Raw genomic sequence first — 19,408 nt, 5'->3', positions numbered from 1 at the left:
TTAGTAGTTAAAAATGTAGTTTTGTTAACATAAAGAGTTAAAAAAGCACCGTACTATTAACATCTATACCTTTAAGTAATTGGACGTTTGTTTTTAATAAATTAGATAAAAGCAATTTTTTAGATTTATCCTTATTGCCGCTTATATCTCTGATAATTCTGTAAATATATCTTTTGGTGATATATTTAATTTTTCTGCTAGTTTTCATAATTAAGAGGTTTATGATTTGTTATCTAAAGTTACAAAAAATAACTTTTGGATTCATCAAGTTATCCTAAGAAATTTTGTGACTTCGAACTATTATGTAACTATTCAAAATAAGAGATTTTTTTCTATCGACGTTATATTTATTTAACGGTGTTAGAATTTTACAATTCAATTAACAATTAAAAGGTTATTAATGTCTAATTTTGTAAAAAGATTAATTAGACATGAACAATAATATACCTATATCCTTATTAGAATTAGCATTTATTACTGAAGGTAGTAATGCAGCAGAAACTTTTCAGAAAACCAAAGAACTTGCACAACTAGCTGATAGTTTAGATTATAACCGATTCTGGCTGGCCGAACATCATAATATGGCACATGTGGCAAGTACTGCAACAGTAGTTTTAATTGGTTACATAGCAAGCCAGACTAAAAACATCCGTGTAGGTTCAGGCGGAATAATGCTTCCTAATCATTCGCCACTTATTATCGCGGAACAGTTTGGGACGTTAGAAACACTTTACCCAAACCGAATAGATTTAGGATTAGGCAGAGCACCAGGAACAGACTCGTTAACAGCACAAGCAATCCGAGAAGATTTTTATGAGCAATCACAGAAATTCCCAAAAAATGTACAAGCAATTCATGATTATTTTTCGCCAGATAATGCTTCCGCAAAAGTACGAGCATTTCCTGCAGAAGGAGCAAATGTACCAGTTTGGATATTAGGATCTAGTATGGATAGCGCTGCTCTTGCTGCTGCAAAAGGATTACCGTATGCTTTTGCAGGACATTTTGCGCCAAAGATGATGTTGCAGGCATTTGAGTTTTATCGCAAAAACTTTATTCCTTCAAAATATTTGAGTAGTCCTAAAACAATGGCTTGTGTAAATGCGATTGGAGCAGATACAAATGAAGAAGCCGAAATTCTCTCGACTACCTTATATCAAATGTTCTTAGGATTGGTTCGTAATAATAGAAAACCAATGCAACCACCACTTGAGTCATTAGATGGATTGATGAGCGAAGAAGAAAAATTTCATGTAGATCAAATGACAGCTTGTACCTTTAAGGGAAGCAAAGAGAAATTAGAAAAAGATCTAAAGCATTTTATAGACTATTCAGGTATAGATGAATTGATGATTACAAGCCCAATTTTTGACCATCAGGATAAAATGAAAAGTATAAAAATTCTTAAAGAGGTTATCGATAACATCAATAAAGCATAGTGATGCTTTCTGAAAAAATCACTAAATTGGCTTCATAATAGCCATCATTAAAACATAATTATGTTGAGAAGAATTTTAGTCGGAATCGTAATCATAGTCGGAATTGTCCTTGCATTCAAGTATTGTGAATTCAAAAAAGATGATTCGACAAGTTTGGATTATAATACCAATTTAATACAACAACAAATTGTAAACGTTGGTAAACTGGTAGTTACCGAAGGGCATTTCTCTGAAGTAGTAACCTATAAAAACTCAAACAAGTATTTACTAGATATGATATCTTTCGAGAAGAAAGCATTGATTATTGTAAATGCAAACGTTACTGTTGCCTACGATTTGCATAAGATGAAATATGAAATCGACGAAAAAAATAAAGTAATAAAGATTGTATCGATTCCAAAAGAAGAAATTACAATCAATCCAGATATTCAGTATTATAATGTAGAGCAAAGTCAGTTAAACGAGTTTACAGGAGATGATTATAATAAAATAAATAAATCTGTAAAAGCGAGTTTAGCCAAGAAAATTGAGAAGTCTTCGCTTAAAGCAAATGCACAAAACCGATTAATCAGTGAGTTGTCTAAAATTTTAATCCTGACAAATACAATGGGTTGGAAATTACAATACGACGGCAAAACAATCCAAAACGAAACTGATCTTAGTAATGATTTGAAGTTGTAGGTTATAATAAGGTTCAAAGTTTCAAAGGCTCAGAGTTGCAGAGGTTTAAAGCTGAAAAGGCACAAAGTTTTCTTGCAATCTTGTCATGCTGAGCGTCTCGATCCCGAAGTTTCGGGACAGGAGAAACACAGCAATTTTGTCCTTCTCACAAACTTGTCATGCTGAGCGGAGTCGAAGCACCGCAATTGTTTACGTGCCCTTCGACTCCGCTCAGGGAGACAATATTGAAGAAATATATTATAATTTCATCATGCTGAGCGAAGTCAAGGCATTTTAAAAAGGCTTAACACTTCTCTTTATCAAAAATCAGATCCAAACCTCCAGCAATTAAATGTGCAACTTCAGGTCTTCTTGTTTTTAAATTTTCAAGATTTGCTAATACTTCCTGTAATAATTGAGGCTGATTGCTATTTTTTAAAAGTTCAGCTATTTCTACAGATAGTAACCAATCATTAGGATGATTTGCTTTGATTTTTTCGAATATAGAAGTTAGTAAAGTTTCATGAGAATTAGTTTCTCTTATAGTTCTAACTTGTTGGTATAATTCCTCTAGTTCATCACGCTCTTTAGAATGCTTGGCTTTGATGGTTTTTGTTTTTGGAATAGAATCGACTAAATCAAAACTATTTACATCGGCAGGTCCAGAAAAAGCAGAAACTACTTTTTTACCAATTGCCATATCATAATTACCCCACTCAGGTTTAAATAAAATAGTATCTCCGTGAGTTACGGTACAATTTTTAAAACTGATTAAAATAATCTCACCGTGTAAGTTTCTAGAGCCAGTAATGATATCTCCTTCTACAATAATCCCACCTTCAAATTCTAGTTTGATAGTTTCATTCTCGACTATTTTATAAGCATTTAAATCCATCGGACTCATATCTTCAATAGCCAGATTAAAGCCTTTTAGTTTTCCGATAGGACTACCAAAACCTTCAGGATGCGTTAAAATTCCGTGTCCAACTAATTCTTTTTCACGGTAAGATAATGCTGTTTTTCCTGTTGTTTGTACGTAAACGGGTTTCCCTTCTGCTTCAATAACATTAGTAAAAACTCCAGAAATTTGTAAACCTGTACTTAGTTCTATTGTTCCTAAAGCATTCGAGTTTATTAATTTTTGAATGCTGGAAATTCCTCCCGTACGCAAAGCCATTTTATTAGCAAATTCTTCAAGAACAAGATTTAAATGGGCAAAAGTAGGCGTAACATATAGTTGAGGTTGCAATTTTGTAATATCAAAACTCTGGTTTGCTGCCGAGATATCGTAAGGGATTTTAGTTACGTTATCGGTCATACACCAAGCGCTTTCTCCAATTGATGATAATAAACCAGCGCCGTAAATCTTAGGGTTTTCGACTGTACCAATTAAACCATATTCAACTGTCCACCAGTGTAAGTTTCTTATTTGTGCCATTTCAGACAATTCGCCCATATTGTTTTGCAAATCTTCAACTGCTTTTTCGGCTTGATCGATATCGGCTTGCGGAGTACCTTCGGCTTCTTTTAAAATCGAAAGTAATCGAATCGCTTCATACATTTGGTAATCTTTATGCGAAGAAATGGCTTTGCAGCCAATTTCGCCAAAACGACGCAAGTATTCAGCATATTCAGGATTAGCAATAATAGGAGCGTGGCCAGCACCTTCGTGAATAATATCGGGTGCGGGAGTATATTCAATATGTTCTAGCTGACGAATATCCGAAGCAATTACCAAGACATTATAAGCTTGGAATTCCATAAAAGCATTTGGCGGAATAAAACCGTCAACAGCTACAGCAGCCCAACCAATTTCGGTTAAGATTCGGTTCATGCCGTACATACTTGGAATATTATTGATTTCGATTCCAGTTTTCTTTAATCCGTCTAGATACGAATGGTGAGCAACTTTAGATAAATAGTCAACATTCTTACGCATTACATATCTCCAAACCGCTTGATTAATTGGCGTATAATCGCTGTAATCTTGAGGTTTAATAAATTGCTTTAAGTGTTTAGGCAATCTGTCCAATAACGGATTTGTTTCAATAGTTGGGTTCATTTCGAAATCGTTGTAGTTCTTCTGCGAAATTACGAATTTATGAAGCTATTTTTAGCTTTATTAGTAATTTTTTGTGTTATCATTTAGATAGAAAATTTGGAGCCTATTTTAGATTCTTAATTTCTTTATCAAAATCTGACATGATTCTTTTGTGTTTTACAAAATTTTCTACATTTAGGCAGTTAGTTCCATTTTACAACTAGCTAATTTATATTAGAGCTATTTATGAATTTTTTCCAGCATTCCTAAAATATTCAATTTTGTAATTGAACATATAAGCCATATTAGCTGCTCGTACTTTTGCTTCTTCAGCAACAATTCCTATAAAAAGACCATCTACAGTTTTTGTAAAAATTTCCATCCATCTATTAAAATGGGATTGGTCAACTGGCAAATGTTTGTGTGGAGGGAATGGACTTCCGGAATAAGTATGTTCTTCTAGTAAAATTGTTTGCCAGAATCTATACATCTTCTCTAAATGTTCTGGCCATCTTCCTTGAATCTTTTCATTAAAAATGGAACCAATGAGTTCGTCTTTTTGAACTTTAGCATAAAAAGTATTCACTAATAGTTTTATGTCTTCGATTGTTGTAATGTCTAAAATAACCATGGCTTTATGTGAAAAAAAATTAAATGCAAAAATAGCACAAAACAGAGGATTTATCTTATATATTTAGTTAAATGAATCTAAAATGGTTCTTAAATAATTGATCATTTATAAATCATAAAATGAAAGTATAATGGTATTGAAAAGGATTACTAGATTTTTAAGTAGTCCTTTATTTTTTATCCAATTAACTGCGTATATAAATCTTGATTTTCATTGAGATATTGAAACTCGAATCCCTTGGTAACCATATTGTTTTTAATATTCACGATGTCTTTTTTGTTTTTAAGTTCCAAGCCAACTACCACTGAACCAACTTCTCGGCTGTTTTTCTTGGCAAACTGAAAATAAGTGATGTCATCATTAGGACCTAAAATATCATTTACAAATTCCTTAAGCGCGCCAGGACGTTGAGGGAACTGAATCATGAAATAATGCATTAATCCTTCGTAAAGTAACGAACGTTCTTTTATTTCGGCAGTGCGCTCTATATCGTTATTACTTCCGCTTACCACGCAAACGACTGTTTTGCCTTTTATTTTATCTTTATAAAAATCTAATGCTGCAATTGTTAATGCTCCGGCTGGTTCTACAACCATAGCTTCTTCATTGTATAAGCGCAAAATCGTTGTGCAAACTTTGCCTTCGGGAACAAGAATAATATCATCTAAGTTTTTGCGACAAATACCAAAAGTCATATCGCCAACTTGCTTTACTGCTGCACCATCTACAAATTTATCAATGGTTTTTAATGGTGTGTTTTTGCCATCAATAATAGATGTCTTCATCGATGGAGCACCTTTTGGCTCTACCCCAATAATTTTGGTTTCAGGACTTAAATGTTTAAAGACTTCTGAAAGTCCTGATGCAAGTCCGCCGCCACCGATGGGAACAAATACATAATCAATAGGTTCTTTGTATGATTCCAGAATTTCTAATCCTACAGTGCCTTGTCCTGCAATAACTTTTAAATCATCAAATGGATGGATAAAGATTCTATTGCTTTTTTCAGCATCTTCAGTTGCAGAGGCATAAGCATCATCAAAAGTATCGCCAATAAGAACAATTTCAACAAAAGATTTTCCGAATAATTGTACTTGCTTTACTTTTTGTTTCGGGGTCGTTTTTGGCATATAAATCTTGCCTTTTATTTGTAGTAAATTACAAGAGTAAGCTACGCCTTGAGCATGATTTCCTGCGCTTGCACAAACAACACCTTTTGCTTTTTCGGTATCATTTAATGATGAAATTTTATTATAAGCACCTCTAATTTTATACGAACGTACAATTTGTAAGTCTTCTCTTTTTAATAAAATAGTCGATTTAAACTCGTCCGAAAGATTAAGGTTTTGAGTTAGTGGGGTAGCGGCAACTACTTTGCTTAGTTGTTCTTTGGCTGTAATTACTTCATTAAATAAATTCATGGTGTTTTTTTGGTTGTTTTTTAAAATAAAAAACCTCCCGATTTGGGAGGTTCTAATAAATTGTATTTTGTTTACTTATTTATATAACACCTCGCCATTATTGCATAATTACAATAATGTTAATAGCGATAATAATGTTATTTAAGTTTTTCATTGTTTATTATTTGAAAAAACAAATGTATTAATTATTTAATAAGAACAACAAAAAAGATTATTTTTTTGCAATTGTAGGTGGATATTGTGCTAATATTTTAGTCACAAAATTGGTTACTATTTTATCTTTTTGCTCTCCACCTTGTTGAGTTAAATAACCTACACCTTCACCTTGCCAGATCATTTCTTTTTTCTTAGCATCGATAAAATCAATGTATAAAGTTCCTTGGGTAGATGTTGTTACAGAAGTTTGATTTCCCATCATTAAGTAAGGATTCCATCCATATCCCCATCCGTAACCCCAACCAGCACTAAACTGGTTTACATTCACTTCTTCTCTGGCTTTTGTAAAAATGTTTATTAATAAATCTGGATTATCACTTTTAGTAAAGCCTTTTGCTGCCATTTGCTCATCGATAGCGCGTAAAATTCTTCTTTTATCTAAATCAGAAATCTCTACTTTATCAATACCGGCTTTAAAATAGGCATATGTTTTATAATTAGTAAAATCCACATTTTTATCATAATCTGAATAGACTGAAACAGAACTACAAGAGCTTAGAATAAAAAGGAATAGAATCGGTAAAATAAATAATTTTTTCATGTTTAAATAATTTAAAAGTTTAATATCGACTTTAATTTAGAATAACTTTTCGTCTACTATATTAGGGATGGTCACTTTTAATAAAGGTTGCGTGTCCATGGCTCTTTTTATTGCAAAAATTGCTTCGTCATTACGAGCCCAGCTTCTTCTTGAAATACCATTGTTGACATCCCAGAAAAGCATTGATGCTAAGCGTTTTGACGCCTCTTTAGACCCATCAAGAACCATACCAAAACCACCATTTATAACCTCTCCCCAGCCTACGCCACCACCATTATGTATAGAAACCCAAGTTGCTCCTCTGAAGCTGTCACCAATGACATTTTGTATTGCCATATCGGCTGTATATCTTGATCCGTCATAAATGTTAGATGTTTCTCTGTAAGGAGAATCTGTACCCGAAACATCATGATGATCACGTCCTAAAACGACTAGTCCAATTTCGCCTTTGCCAATAGCCTGGTTAAAAGCTTCAGCAATTTTTATACGACCTTCGGCATCAGCATATAAAATACGTGCTTGTGATCCTACAACTAGTTTATTTTCCTGAGCACCTTTTATCCATTTAATATTATCCTGCATTTGTTGCTGAATTTCATCGGGAGCAGTTTTTGCCATTTCTTCTAAAACCTGAGAAGCTATAGCGTCTGTTTTTTGTAAATCTTCGGGTTTTCCAGAAGTACAAACCCATCTAAAAGGACCAAATCCGTAATCAAAACACATTGGCCCCATAATATCCTGAACGTAACTAGGATATTTAAAATCGATATTGTTTTCGGCCATTACCTGAGCTCCTGCACGAGAAGCTTCTAGTAAAAAAGCGTTTCCATAATCAAAGAAATAAGTTCCTTTGGCAGTATGCTTATTTATAGCATCGGCATGGCGACGAAGTGTTTCTTGTACTTTTTCTTTGAATAACTCAGGGTTATTAGCCATCATTTCATTGGCAGCTTCAAAGGTAATTCCAACAGGATAATACCCACCAGCCCAAGGATTATGTAGCGAAGTTTGATCAGATCCCAAGTCAATCTTAATATTTTCCTGGTCAAATTTCTCCCAAACATCTACTACGTTTCCTAAATAAGCAATAGAGACTACTTCTTTATTGGCTTTCGCCAAAGAAACTCTTTTTACCAATTCGTCAAGGTCTTCTACAATTTCATTAATCCAACCTTGTTCATGACGGATTTTAGTAATCTTAGGGTTTACTTCGGCACAAACGGTGATACAACCAGCAATATTTCCTGCTTTAGGTTGTGCGCCACTCATTCCGCCTAATCCAGAAGTTACAAATAAGTTTCCTTCGGGATTTAGTTTTATTTTTCTGAAACCATTCAATACTGTAATTGTAGTTCCGTGTACGATTCCTTGTGGCCCAATGTACATATAACTTCCTGCAGTCATTTGTCCGTATTGAGAAACCCCAAGTGCATTCATTTTCTCCCAATCATCCGGTTTAGAATAATTTGGTATAACCATTCCGTTAGTAACAACTACACGTGGAGCTTCGGCATGTGAAGGGAATAATCCCATTGGGTGTCCAGAATACATAGTTAGTGTTTGCTCATTTGTCATTTCCGACAAATATTGCATCGTAAGCAAGTATTGAGCCCAGTTCTGGAAAACAGCACCGTTACCGCCATAAGTAATTAATTCATGTGGATGTTGTGCCACAGCATAATCCAGATTGTTCTGAATCATTAACATAATAGCTTTTGCTTGTTCTGATTTTCCAGGATATTCGCTAATTGGTCTGGCGTACATTCTGTAATCAGGACGAAAGCGGTACATATAAATACGTCCGTATTTTTCTAATTCTTCAGAGAATTCAGTTATTAATTCCGCATGATGTTGCGGTTCAAAATAACGTAATGCATTTTTTAAGGCAAGTTTTTTTTCTTCTGCCGAAAGGATTGCTTTACGCTTTGGTGCATGATTTATAGCTAAATCGTATACTGCTTTTGGAGGTAATATAGATGGAATTCCTTGTTGTATTTGTTCTTGGAAAGTCATTTTTATAAAGTTGCTTAGTTGCTAAGATTCTAAGTTGCTAAGGTATTTTAGCTAGATTAACAACAGATTAATTTTTTGTTTTTTAGATTATTGTTGACCCGCTGGGGTTCAAATACTAATCGATAAATTCTATTTCTATAAAAATAAAATTCCAACGAATTTATTTTTTCAGCCTTTTAAAGGCGTAATATTTATAGAAAACAATACGATCAGTTGGTAAAAGCTCCATAGGAGCGAAATACCTATCAATGAAAATTCGATTTCAAATAATTATCTAATTTTTAAATTGACACATTTTCAAATTAACAACTAGGGATACCGAATATCCGACCTATGATAGGATTTGTGGATAGTAATCCTATATTTTTGAGAGCAGATATCCATATTTCGTATTTAAAGATTTAAGTATTTAAAGATTGAAAAATCCATTTAAGTAGAATTTTTTAATCTTCAAATTGATACATTTTCTAATTATCGTTTTTTAAAGATTTGGAAATTTAAAGATTATATAATTTGTTTCAAAGGAATTTAAGATTTCTTAGGGTTTTCAGGTTTTGGAGCAGTCGAATAATCCAAAAAACCAAAAGTCTAAGAAGTCTAACAATCTATTTCCTAATTTCTCCTGTTTTTTTATCATATCCATAAGGGCAATGGCGACAACCACTTTTGCAACAATACCCTCTTTTTAAATGGTGTTTTTCGGTAAAACATTTATATCCTTCGGGGGTATAATAAAAATCTTCGCCCTCAATTAATTTACTTTCCTTATTTTGTTCATTCATAATTCTGAATTTGGCAAAATGCTATTTTTATGTTTAATTTTAAGTAAATTCAATTGATTATGATTTTCTTTGTATAGAAGTAATTTACTACTACAAATTTATAAATTTTACAGCGAATGTTTTTGATTATTGCTAAATATTTAATTCCGAAAGGATATCGAGGAATGGCTGTATTTCCGTTTGTATTGGTAAAATACCCTTCGGACAAAAACAATCAGGTTTTTGTTAATCATGAAAAAATACATTTACGCCAACAATTAGAGTTATTGATATTGCCATTTTTTATTTGGTATGTAATAGAATATGTGGTGCGTTTATTTCAATATAAAAATGCAAGTTTGGCATATCAGAATATAAGTTTTGAGAGAGAAGCTTATAAAAATGAGGCTAATATGAACTATTTAAAGAGCAGACCTTTTTTTCGGTTTGTGCAGTATTTAAATCAAAAATAAAATCAGATTTTGAATCAAAAAATCCATACCGTTTTCCCGAACAATATTTCACTTACAATTAAAAGAGAAGATTTGATTCATCCTTTTATTTCTGGAAATAAGTACCGAAAACTCAAATATAATTTACTTCAGGCGAAAGCCGAAAACCAAGAAACGTTGCTCACATTTGGCGGAGCATTCTCTAATCATATTGCTGCTGTTGCTTATGCAGGAAAAGAAAGCGGATTTAAAACCATTGGGATTATCCGTGGGGATGAACTTATTGATAAAATCGAAGGGAATCCAACTTTAAAATTTGCTCAGGAAAACGGAATGCAATTTGAGTTTGTTTCGCGAGAAGATTATCGTCTTAAAAGCGAAATAAGCTTTTTAGATAATCTAAAAGCAAAATTTGGAGACTTTTACCTGGTGCCCGAAGGGGGAACAAATGAGCTGGCAGTTCGGGGTTGTGAGGAGATTTTAACGCCCGAAGATGCCGAGTTTAATTATGTATGTTGTGCAGTAGGAACGGGAGGAACAATCTCGGGAATTAGCAATAGTGCGTTACCAAATCAAAAAGTTTTAGGGTTTCCAGCGTTAAAAGGGGATTTTTTAAAAGATGAAATTCGTATTTTTGCAAAGAATCAAAATTGGGAATTGATTACAGACTACCATTTTGGCGGTTATGGTAAAGTAAATTTAGAGCTTATTGCCTTTATTAATCAGTTTTTTGATGAAAATCAAATCCCTTTGGATCCAATTTATACAGGAAAGATGGTTTTTGGCGTTATAGATTTAATTAGGAAAGATTATTTCCCCGAAAACTCAAAAATCCTGCTGATTCATACTGGCGGATTACAAGGAATACAAGGAATGAATATGAAGCTGATGAATAAAAATTTACCAATAATTAAAAGCAATGTTTAAAAAAACACTCGTACTATTAATAACGATAACACTAATAGGTTGTAATGCAAGCAAACCTGCTATTGCAACAACCAAAAAGGCTGCTACTACCCAACAAAAACAAAGAGTAGCGATTCAAACTAAGAAAAAGCCGGTTTATACCAAGACAGATACTAAAAAAACTACATCAAATAATACGACTGAAGTTATCGAGTCGACTTCAAAAACAGTTGTTACCAATACTTCTATAAGTGATTACATTGCTCAATACAAAGATATTGCGATGGGTAATATGAAAAATTACGGAATTCCTGCAAGTATTATTCTGGCACAAGGGATTTTAGAATCGGGTGCAGGAAAAGGAGATTTAGCCCTTTCATCTAATAACCATTTTGGTATAAAATGCCATAAAGACTGGGTTGGAGAAAGTGTTCGTCATGATGATGATTCGGCTCAGGAATGTTTTAGAAAATACAAAGATCCATCAGAATCGTTTCGTGATCATGCTTTATTCCTGACAGGAAAAAGCCGATATGCGACCTTGTTTACTTACGAAAAAGGAGATTATAAAGCATGGGCAAAAGGACTAAGAGCAGCAGGTTATGCAACAGATCCTAGATATCCGGAAAAATTAATTAGTTATATTGAGCGTTACGAATTACACCAATACGATAATATAGCTATGGGCAAAGACTATGTAGTAATAGAGAAAACTACAACCGTTATTGCTACAAAACCTAATACACAAAATAATAATAATTCGGGTAATCTTTCTTTGTACGAAGTCCAGAAAGGAGACACATTATATTCTATTTCTAAAAAATTCAACGTACTTGTAGATGACTTGAAGCAAAAAAACAATCTTGCTGATAATACCCTTTCTATCGGACAGAAGCTAATTGTGAAGTAAGATTTAATTCTAAAGAAACCAGAACATAAAAATATTTTTAATGAGCTTATAATTGATTTTTAGATTTAAATTTATCGTGTAAATCTAAAATCAGAACTCTAAAATCTAAAGTTAATAATGATATATCAAAGAAGCAGTCAGCTTTTTGCTGAAGCAGAAAAAGTAATTCCGGGTGGTGTAAATTCGCCTGTAAGAGCATTTAAAGCAGTAGGAGGAACTCCAATTTTTGTAAAAAGCGCCAAAGGAGCTTATTTATATGATGAAGACGGAAACAAATTGATAGATTACATCAATTCATGGGGACCAATGGTTTTAGGTCATGCGTATGCTCCAGTTGTTGATGCAGTAATTGAGAAAGCTAAATTAGGAACATCTTTTGGGATGCCAACAGAGTTGGAAACACAAATTGCAGCTTTGGCTGTTTCGATGGTTCCAAATATCGATAAAATTCGTTTTGTAAATTCTGGAACAGAGGCTTGTATGAGTGCAATACGTTTGGCAAGAGGATTTACAAAGAGAGATAAAATTATAAAATTTGCAGGTTGTTACCACGGACATTCAGATTCATTCCTGATTCAGGCTGGTAGTGGAGCTGTTACTTTCGGAAGTCCAAATAGTCCAGGAGTTACAGAGGGAACGGCTAAAGACACTTTGCTGGCAAAATACAATGATTTAGAAAATGTAGCGACATTAATTAACGCTAACAAAAACGAAATCGCAGCCATTATAATAGAACCTGTTGCAGGAAATATGGGTTGTATTCCGCCAAATAAAGGATTCTTAGAAGGTTTACGTGAATTATGTACAGAAAACGGAATATTATTAATCTTTGATGAGGTTATGACTGGTTTTAGACTTGCACGTGGAGGAGTTCAGGAATTATTTAATATTAAGGCCGATATCGTAACATTTGGTAAAGTAATAGGTGGTGGTTTGCCAGTAGGAGCATTTGCTGCTCGTGCAGAAATCATGAATTATCTGGCGCCAATAGGACCAGTTTATCAAGCGGGAACATTATCTGGTAATCCGCTGGCAATGGCAGCAGGATTAGCAATGTTGCAAGCGTTAGATAATGATCGTGCTATTTTTACTCGTTTAGACGAGAAAACAGCTTATCTAGAAGCTGGAATTGATAGAGTTCTTAAAGCTAATAATGTAGTTTTTACAATAAATAGAGTAGGATCTATGATTTCGGTACATTTTGATGCTGCTCCAGTTACTGATTTTAAAAGTGCTGCAAATGGAGATAACGAAACATTTAAGAAATTCTTCCACGGATTGTTAAATGAAGGAGTTTACATTGCACCTTCGGCATATGAAACTTGGTTTATTACTGATGCATTAACATACGAAGATTTAGACTTTACAATTCAGGCGATTGATAAAGTTTCTAAAACTTTTTAAATATTTTTTTCACCATTAAGAAATTAAGTTTCATTAAGGGAATTCAAAGGTTGCAATCCTGCAAGGTTTTTAAATCCTGAATATACTAAAGCTTAATTTTCTTAATCTCTTAATGGTAAAAACAAAAAAACTTCCAGTTTACGCTGGAAGTTTTTTTTTGTGAATTCTGGATTATTGTTTGTTTGCTCTGTCTTTCATTTTTTCTTTCATCTTCTCTTTATTTTCTTCTCTCATTGCAGTCCATTTTTTGTATTGGTCGGCATTTAAGATAGATTTCATTTGAGTTTCTGTTGCTGTTTTCTCATCCATCATTTCTTTTTTAAGAGCAGCTTTTTCTTCGGCAGTTGGTTTTGCATTGCTGTCTTTTCTAGCTTTTCGAGTTTCCATGTATTTTTGTGATTTGGCACTTTTCTCGGCAAGTAATTTTCCAACTTGAGCTTGTTGGTTGGCATCTAGATTTAATTCGGTAGTCAGTTTCTTTAAATGTTTTTCATTTCGTTGTTCAGGAGTAAATCTTTCTTTTTGTTGCTTAGGAGTCGTTGTTGTAGCATCTTGAGCAAAGCTTACCATTCCAACGAACAATAAAGCAGTGATAAATAATTTTTTCATGATTTGTTTGTTTTAAAGGTTATAGTCGTTAGACATTGATGAAATCAATAGGTTTAATTCATTTTTTTTAATTATAATTTATTTAACAGATGATAAAATAAAATTTGTTTCTTAAATTCGCATGGTGAAAAAAATGGTCTTCATATTGATTCTAGCTATTTTTCTAAAACCTGTATTCCCGGTTATAGAATATATTGTCAATTATGATTACATTTCGACCGTACTTTGCGAGAACAAGGCACAACCTGTTATGCAGTGTAACGGAAAGTGTCACTTGATGAAAGAATTAGCCAAAGCAGCCGATGCCGAAAAGCCATCTTCATCTGATAAAAAAAATACCCTTCTGGATAAAGTCGATTTAATGTTTGAATCAACTAAATTGTTTACCCTACAATTTTATCCAAATAATACCAAATCACAAATTAATGCGGCTTACGCTAATTTGTATTCGCATCTTAATGCGGATTTGTTTTTTCATCCACCAGCACGTATTTCTTAAATTTTAATTAAAACACTTTTGTGACCTGCTATTTCATTTGATTATTATCATTTGAAGTAAGCCTATGCACATACTATTTTAAAGACTTATTAAAGATATACAACTCAAAAATGAAAAAAATATTATATAAAGCAATAGCTATTTTGGCTATAACAGCTACTATTTCAGCATGTTCAAGTGATGATAATAATGAATCAGTTTCTGGAACTGGAAAAATCGGATTAAAATTTGATAACTCTTTTGGATCAAACGATTTAATTCTTGAAACTCAGCCAAACACAACTACAAATAAGGAAGTTTTAAAAATTACAACGGTAAAATACATCGTGAGTAATATTGTTTTAACAAAAACTGACGGAACTACATTTACATACCCAAAAGCAAAAAGCTATTTTATTGCTGACGAAGCAAGCGCGGCTGGTTACAAATTTGTCTTATCAGATGTTCCAGCGGGAGATTACATAAAAGTAAAATTCGGAATAGGAGTAGATAAAGAACAATGGCAATTGGGAGCATCAGGACAAGGAGATTTCCTGGCACAAGCTCAAGCTGCCAAAATGTTATGGAACTGGACTGCAGGATATAAATTCCTTGCTTTCGAAGGTAATTTTACTTCAGAAACCGTTACAACTGGACTTCCTTTTATGATCCATACAGGACAAACAGGAACCGATTATAACTATACCGAAGTAACGCTGGATTTCCCAACCAAAGCCTTGGTAAGAACTAATATTTCGCCAGATGTACATATTATAGCCGATTTGTCTAAAATTCTTGACGGACCTAATAAAATCAAACTTTCAGATTACAACATGGGCGGAACAGGCGCTATGATTATGGGTGGAGCTGCTTTGCCTTTAATTACTGCCAATGTAGCAACAATGTTTAGAGTAGATCACGTACACAACGATTAATTTCATTTCTAGGAGCACAAAAGTTATTTTTCATTAGGAACTCTTGTCCCGCTTTTTGCTATATCTTTTTTATTTTAAAGAAAAATAAAAAAGGATATCGCGGCAATCGGGGCTAGAATCGAGCTTTTGTGCTTCTTTTTAAATTTAGAAACCATGAGAATAAAATATTTTCTTTGGGTTATGATTCCGTTATTATATAGTTGTAGTGATCAGGATGATGAATATATAAATGTGCCTTTAGACTTTAAGGTACCATCTAATTTTCCAGCTTTGGTTTATGATATTACCACAAATCCGCCAACAGAAAAAGGGTTTGAACTGGGTAAAAAACTATTCTATGATGGGCGTTTGGCCTCTGATGGAATCGTTTCCTGTGGGTTTTGTCATATTCAGGAAAACGCTTTTACACACCACGGTCATACTGTAAGTCATGGTGTTGGAGATGCTTTAGGAACCCGCAATGCACCACCAATCCAGAACTTGGCTTATCAGAGAACTTTTATGTACGATGGCGTAACCAATCATCTGGACTTACAGCCTATAATTCCGCTAACGAGCGATATCGAAATGAATGGCGATTTAAATGCTATTCTAGAAATGATGCGAGGCGATAAAACGTATCGAACTTTGTTTGGGCAAGCTTTTACCGATGGGGCTATTACTACGGAGAATATGCTTAAAGCACTTTCGCAATTTATGGTAATGGCAACATCATCTAATTCTCGTTTTGATAAATACCGTCGTAATGAATCTGGAGGAACTCTTACTGCCGATGAATTAGCTGGATATGCTTTGTTTAATTCTAAATGTGCTTCGTGCCACGCAACCGATTTAATGACCGACGATTCATTCCGTAATAATGGTCTTGCAGTAAATCCTAAAGTAAACGATGTGGGACGTTACAAAGTGACTGAGTTAGCAAGCGATTATTATAAGTTTAAAGTGCAAAGTTTGCGAAATGTAGCCGTTTCTGCTCCTTATATGCACGACGGACGTTTTGGAACGCTAGAAGCGGTTCTTAATCATTATGCCAGCGGCATTGAAGCTTCGGCAACATTAGACCCAATCTTGAGACAAAATGGGAAACTAGGAATCGAACTTTCGGAAATGGATAAGAAGCAAATTATCGCTTTCTTGAAAACCTTGACCGATAATCAATTCTTGACTGATAAGCGATTCTCGGAGTTTTGAGATTCTCCTAACAGGTTTTAAAAACCTGTTAGGATTAAATAATATAATAAAAATAGAAGTTTTAGCCCCGATTGTAGTGAAAAGCCTTTTTGAGAAAAGCCCTTATTTTTTCTTGGGTTTACAAAGTGACCAGCGGAAACTTTGTAAACGTATAGAAAAATGGGATTTTAAGAAAAGCTTGTAACGGAAAGCGGGTCCCGATAGCTATCGGGAGCTCCTAAAAAAAATAAAATACAATGAAAAAAATAATAGTTTTAAGTTTAGTTCTAGTTTGTAATCTAACTTTTGCTGCAACGGTAAAAGATAGTATTTCGAGCTTTACATTTCAGCGTTTGGCAATGATGGAAGACTTTGATTGCGATGCTTGTGGTTGTTCGGCAAGTGGCGGAAGTATGGGTTTTAGCTCGATGTTAAACACAAATTTTGTTGGGATACGTTATTTCAATCAGAGTTATACGAGTCGTGATGGTATTTTTGCTAATTCTCCCTGGATTGATGAGAACTTTAATACGGTTCAGGCTTGGGCACGTATTCCTGTTGCTAAGAGAATCCAGATTTCGGCATTGGTTCCGTATCATTTTCATAATCGCGAATTAACGACCGGAACCGAGAGTATTTCGGGATTGGGAGATATTTCGGTAATGGCACTTTATACGGTGTTTGAAACGCAAAAGGACAGCACAGTTTTTACGCATAAAATAGAACTTGGTGGTGGTGTAAAAATGCCAACAGGAAAGTTTAATGAAGCTAATAATGTGGGGAGTGTAAACAAGAGTTTCCAACTAGGAACGGGAAGCTGGGATTATTTACTGGTTTCGGAATATGTAATTAAGAGAAAAAATTTGGGTTTAAACACAATGCTTAATTATGTTATAAAAACCGAAAATGAACAAAAATACCAATACGGAAACCAGTTTAATTACTCAGGAACGTTCTTTTATTTGTTCGATTTACCATCGGTACAATTAGTTCCTCAGCTTGGTTTTGCGGGCGAAGTTTATGCTACAAACAAACAACATGGCTTGGATTTGCCAAATACGGCTGGAGATATCTTGTTTGGGAAATTTGGTATTGAGGTTGGGAAAGATAAATTTTCTGTTGGTGTAAACGGAATGCTTCCTATAAACCAGAATTTATCTAATGGCGCAATGGAGGCTAATTACCGCTGGAGCGTAAACCTGAATTATAGTTTGTAAAGGGATTTAATATGTTTTTTTGATTTTATGGGTTTGATGGTTTAGTTTTACTAAGGTTTAATTTAGATACATGAAATTAAGAAAAATAACTGTCGAGGATAATGTTTATCTCTATATAATGACTGGTAAGGTCGATTTGCCTGCGCAGGTAGGAACATTGACAATAAAAATATTTTTAAAGGATTATAAGCTAACTCCATTATTAGTTAATTTTCTGACATGGGATGATCCGATAATTGGGCTTCCTTTAAATTTTGGATTTCCACTTGTTAAGTCATTAACTGACGAAAAAGAAGTTGTGAACCTGAATAGACCTAAATATGTTAGAGAATGTATTTTATTTGGTTTGCAAAAAGGATGGACTGGTAAAAACAAGTTGGAACCTCTTGATGGATTAGAGGTGTTACGTAATCTAGGATATGATGTTTCTGTCTTATCTGTTAAGAAGGGCGATAGTAAATAAAAAGACTTTTAATAATTTAAAGACTTCTATAACAATGAGTTTAATGACTTGTTGTTATAGGAGTTTTTTTATGTGTTGTCTTGCTGCTTTTGTAAGGATAGGTTTTTAAATTTGTAAAGAGATTGAAATAATTAAAATAGTTATTACTAAGAGAAAAAATGGAGTTTAATAAGAAAAGTAAAAATCGGGTTCTTAAAGCTGTAAATGGCGAGATGTCTTATAAGAAATTAACTGCTGCCGAGTTGCATCAGTTTGTGCAACATTGGAATTATGATGATGGAATTGAGCCTTTTGATTGGATTATTAAACAAAAACATTGTGATAAAGGAACTGCATTGTGTTTGTATTGGTTTCTTCAGCCAGATTATTTTTGCAAGTTTGCGAATGAGGATGAAGCAAAAGAGGATATTAACTATGAGAGTTATAAACTGCTAAAAAAAATTGAGCAGCGATATTGTGCGGGTTTTTATGAAGATGAAAATTTCTCTTTTAACCCGAAAGATGAATTTCTTGACGAATATTCTAACACGAAATGTATTCCGTCAGAAATGCTTGAAAAATCTAATGGAGCTTTTTTTGAACGACAAGATATTGAATTTGCTTTTTTAAGAAAGCCAAATGAAAAGGAATTAAAAACAATTGATACTAAGATAAAAGATGCTATAAAGATTATTCAGATTTCGAATTCTGGTTTTATTTATGACGGAACAGATTCCGCTATACAAGCTATAATAGAAAGTGTTGAATACTGGAAAGGAAAGGAATTAGGAAAGATAAAAATTAAAAATCTGTCATATTTATGGATGGATTGTGTACATAAACAACATAGCTGGGATTGGATAATTTGGGACTGGGAAACAGGTAATAATATAGGCGTAACCAACTCGACAAAAGAACTGACTTGTCTTGCCGATACTATTATAAACCATACAATAGATGGTTTCCAGCCTAGTACAATAATTGCTAGTTTATATAAAGATTTAGATGGAGTAACTAATTTTTATGATTTAAAAAAAGATCCTTATAGCGGTATCGGATTGCTGTTTAGTTCTGACCATTTAAAATTTTGGGAATAAAATAATTGAGGTTGCATAGATTTAAGATTGTAATAAAAAAAGGTAACCATATAAGTAATGTAAGT

General features: G+C 33.6%; 19 protein-coding genes. 12 read left to right on the top strand and 7 right to left on the bottom strand.

The genetic code is table 11. From position 1 onward, the window contains the following. The first annotated feature begins 431 nt into the window (after window positions 1-431). Window positions 432-1,439 carry an LLM class flavin-dependent oxidoreductase gene (locus B8T70_RS05180; protein WP_039111431.1) on the top strand — a complete coding sequence of 336 codons (1,008 nt, stop codon included), beginning with the start codon at window positions 432-434 and terminating at the stop codon, window positions 1,437-1,439. Window positions 1,440-1,499: 60 nt separating this feature from the next. Then, window positions 1,500-2,120 carry a DUF4230 domain-containing protein gene (locus B8T70_RS05175; RefSeq protein WP_039111430.1) on the top strand — a complete coding sequence of 207 codons (621 nt, stop codon included), beginning with the start codon at window positions 1,500-1,502 and terminating at the stop codon, window positions 2,118-2,120. 283 nt (window positions 2,121-2,403) lie between these two features. On the opposite strand, the gene B8T70_RS05170 is transcribed toward B8T70_RS05175, so the two are convergent. From B8T70_RS05170 to B8T70_RS23775, 6 genes are all read right to left on the bottom strand, one after another. After that, on the bottom strand, window positions 2,404-4,161 hold the full coding sequence (locus B8T70_RS05170) for an aromatic amino acid hydroxylase (protein ID WP_086894157.1): 1,758 nt from the start codon (window positions 4,159-4,161) through the stop codon (window positions 2,404-2,406). Between the two features lie 223 nt (window positions 4,162-4,384). After that, window positions 4,385-4,771: a group III truncated hemoglobin gene (locus tag B8T70_RS05165; protein WP_086894156.1), complete on the bottom strand. Its 387-nt coding sequence runs from the start codon at window positions 4,769-4,771 to the stop codon at window positions 4,385-4,387. Between the two features lie 176 nt (window positions 4,772-4,947). Continuing rightward, the gene (gene ilvA, locus B8T70_RS05160) at window positions 4,948-6,192 is read right to left on the bottom strand and encodes a threonine ammonia-lyase IlvA (protein ID WP_086894155.1); all 1,245 of its coding nucleotides are present in this window, start codon (window positions 6,190-6,192) and stop codon (window positions 4,948-4,950) included. Between the two features lie 211 nt (window positions 6,193-6,403). Further along, complete coding sequence (locus B8T70_RS05155; RefSeq protein WP_039111423.1) at window positions 6,404-6,949, bottom strand: DUF4136 domain-containing protein; 546 nt, start codon at window positions 6,947-6,949, stop codon at window positions 6,404-6,406. 36 nt (window positions 6,950-6,985) lie between these two features. Further along, entirely contained in the window at window positions 6,986-8,962 is a 1,977-nt protein-coding gene (locus B8T70_RS05150; RefSeq protein ID WP_086894154.1) for a urocanate hydratase, read from the bottom strand. 605 nt (window positions 8,963-9,567) lie between these two features. Beyond that, window positions 9,568-9,744, bottom strand: coding sequence for a DUF5522 domain-containing protein (locus B8T70_RS23775; RefSeq protein ID WP_165763191.1), 177 nt, complete (start codon window positions 9,742-9,744; stop codon window positions 9,568-9,570). A gap of 116 nt (window positions 9,745-9,860) precedes the next feature. Here B8T70_RS23775 and B8T70_RS05145 point away from each other — a divergent pair, with 116 nt between their 5' ends. The 4 genes from B8T70_RS05145 (at window position 9,861) to hemL (ending at window position 13,395) form a co-directional block, all read left to right on the top strand. Next, window positions 9,861-10,196: a hypothetical protein gene (locus B8T70_RS05145; protein WP_086894153.1), complete on the top strand. Its 336-nt coding sequence runs from the start codon at window positions 9,861-9,863 to the stop codon at window positions 10,194-10,196. Between the two features lie 9 nt (window positions 10,197-10,205). After that, window positions 10,206-11,102 (top strand): 1-aminocyclopropane-1-carboxylate deaminase/D-cysteine desulfhydrase, encoded by an 897-nt coding sequence (locus B8T70_RS05140; protein WP_086894152.1) that lies wholly within the window; start codon window positions 10,206-10,208, stop codon window positions 11,100-11,102. Then, the gene (locus B8T70_RS05135; protein WP_086894151.1) at window positions 11,095-11,991 is read left to right on the top strand and encodes a glucosaminidase domain-containing protein; all 897 of its coding nucleotides are present in this window, start codon (window positions 11,095-11,097) and stop codon (window positions 11,989-11,991) included. The genes B8T70_RS05140 and B8T70_RS05135 overlap by 8 nt, the downstream gene beginning before the upstream one ends. 117 nt (window positions 11,992-12,108) lie before the next feature. Beyond that, window positions 12,109-13,395, top strand: a complete 1,287-nt coding sequence (gene hemL, locus B8T70_RS05130) for a glutamate-1-semialdehyde 2,1-aminomutase (protein WP_086894150.1) — start codon at window positions 12,109-12,111, stop codon at window positions 13,393-13,395. A gap of 171 nt (window positions 13,396-13,566) precedes the next feature. On the opposite strand, the gene B8T70_RS05125 is transcribed toward hemL, so the two are convergent. Continuing rightward, window positions 13,567-14,004 carry a hypothetical protein gene (locus B8T70_RS05125; protein WP_086894149.1) on the bottom strand — a complete coding sequence of 146 codons (438 nt, stop codon included), beginning with the start codon at window positions 14,002-14,004 and terminating at the stop codon, window positions 13,567-13,569. 133 nt (window positions 14,005-14,137) lie between these two features. Between B8T70_RS05125 and B8T70_RS05120 the strand changes: the two genes are divergently transcribed. From B8T70_RS05120 to B8T70_RS05095, 6 genes are all read left to right on the top strand, one after another. Then, entirely contained in the window at window positions 14,138-14,503 is a 366-nt protein-coding gene (locus B8T70_RS05120) for a hypothetical protein (RefSeq protein WP_039111590.1), read from the top strand. A gap of 110 nt (window positions 14,504-14,613) precedes the next feature. Continuing rightward, the gene (locus tag B8T70_RS05115) at window positions 14,614-15,417 is read left to right on the top strand and encodes an MbnP family protein (RefSeq protein ID WP_086894148.1); all 804 of its coding nucleotides are present in this window, start codon (window positions 14,614-14,616) and stop codon (window positions 15,415-15,417) included. 153 nt (window positions 15,418-15,570) lie between these two features. Continuing rightward, window positions 15,571-16,608 carry a cytochrome-c peroxidase gene (locus B8T70_RS05110; protein WP_086894147.1) on the top strand — a complete coding sequence of 346 codons (1,038 nt, stop codon included), beginning with the start codon at window positions 15,571-15,573 and terminating at the stop codon, window positions 16,606-16,608. Window positions 16,609-16,844: 236 nt separating this feature from the next. Continuing rightward, window positions 16,845-17,804 (top strand): hypothetical protein, encoded by a 960-nt coding sequence (locus tag B8T70_RS05105; protein WP_039111412.1) that lies wholly within the window; start codon window positions 16,845-16,847, stop codon window positions 17,802-17,804. 118 nt (window positions 17,805-17,922) lie between these two features. Next, window positions 17,923-18,267 carry a hypothetical protein gene (locus B8T70_RS05100; RefSeq protein ID WP_123912074.1) on the top strand — a complete coding sequence of 115 codons (345 nt, stop codon included), beginning with the start codon at window positions 17,923-17,925 and terminating at the stop codon, window positions 18,265-18,267. Between the two features lie 158 nt (window positions 18,268-18,425). After that, on the top strand, window positions 18,426-19,343 hold the full coding sequence (locus tag B8T70_RS05095; RefSeq protein WP_086894145.1) for a DUF4274 domain-containing protein: 918 nt from the start codon (window positions 18,426-18,428) through the stop codon (window positions 19,341-19,343). The last annotated feature ends 65 nt before the right edge of the window (window positions 19,344-19,408 follow it).

Origin of the sequence: Flavobacterium sp. AJR (assembly GCF_002156885.1) — a bacterium.
In the GTDB taxonomy this organism is placed as follows: domain Bacteria; phylum Bacteroidota; class Bacteroidia; order Flavobacteriales; family Flavobacteriaceae; genus Flavobacterium.
This window is presented reverse-complemented; position numbering and strand designations above follow the sequence as displayed.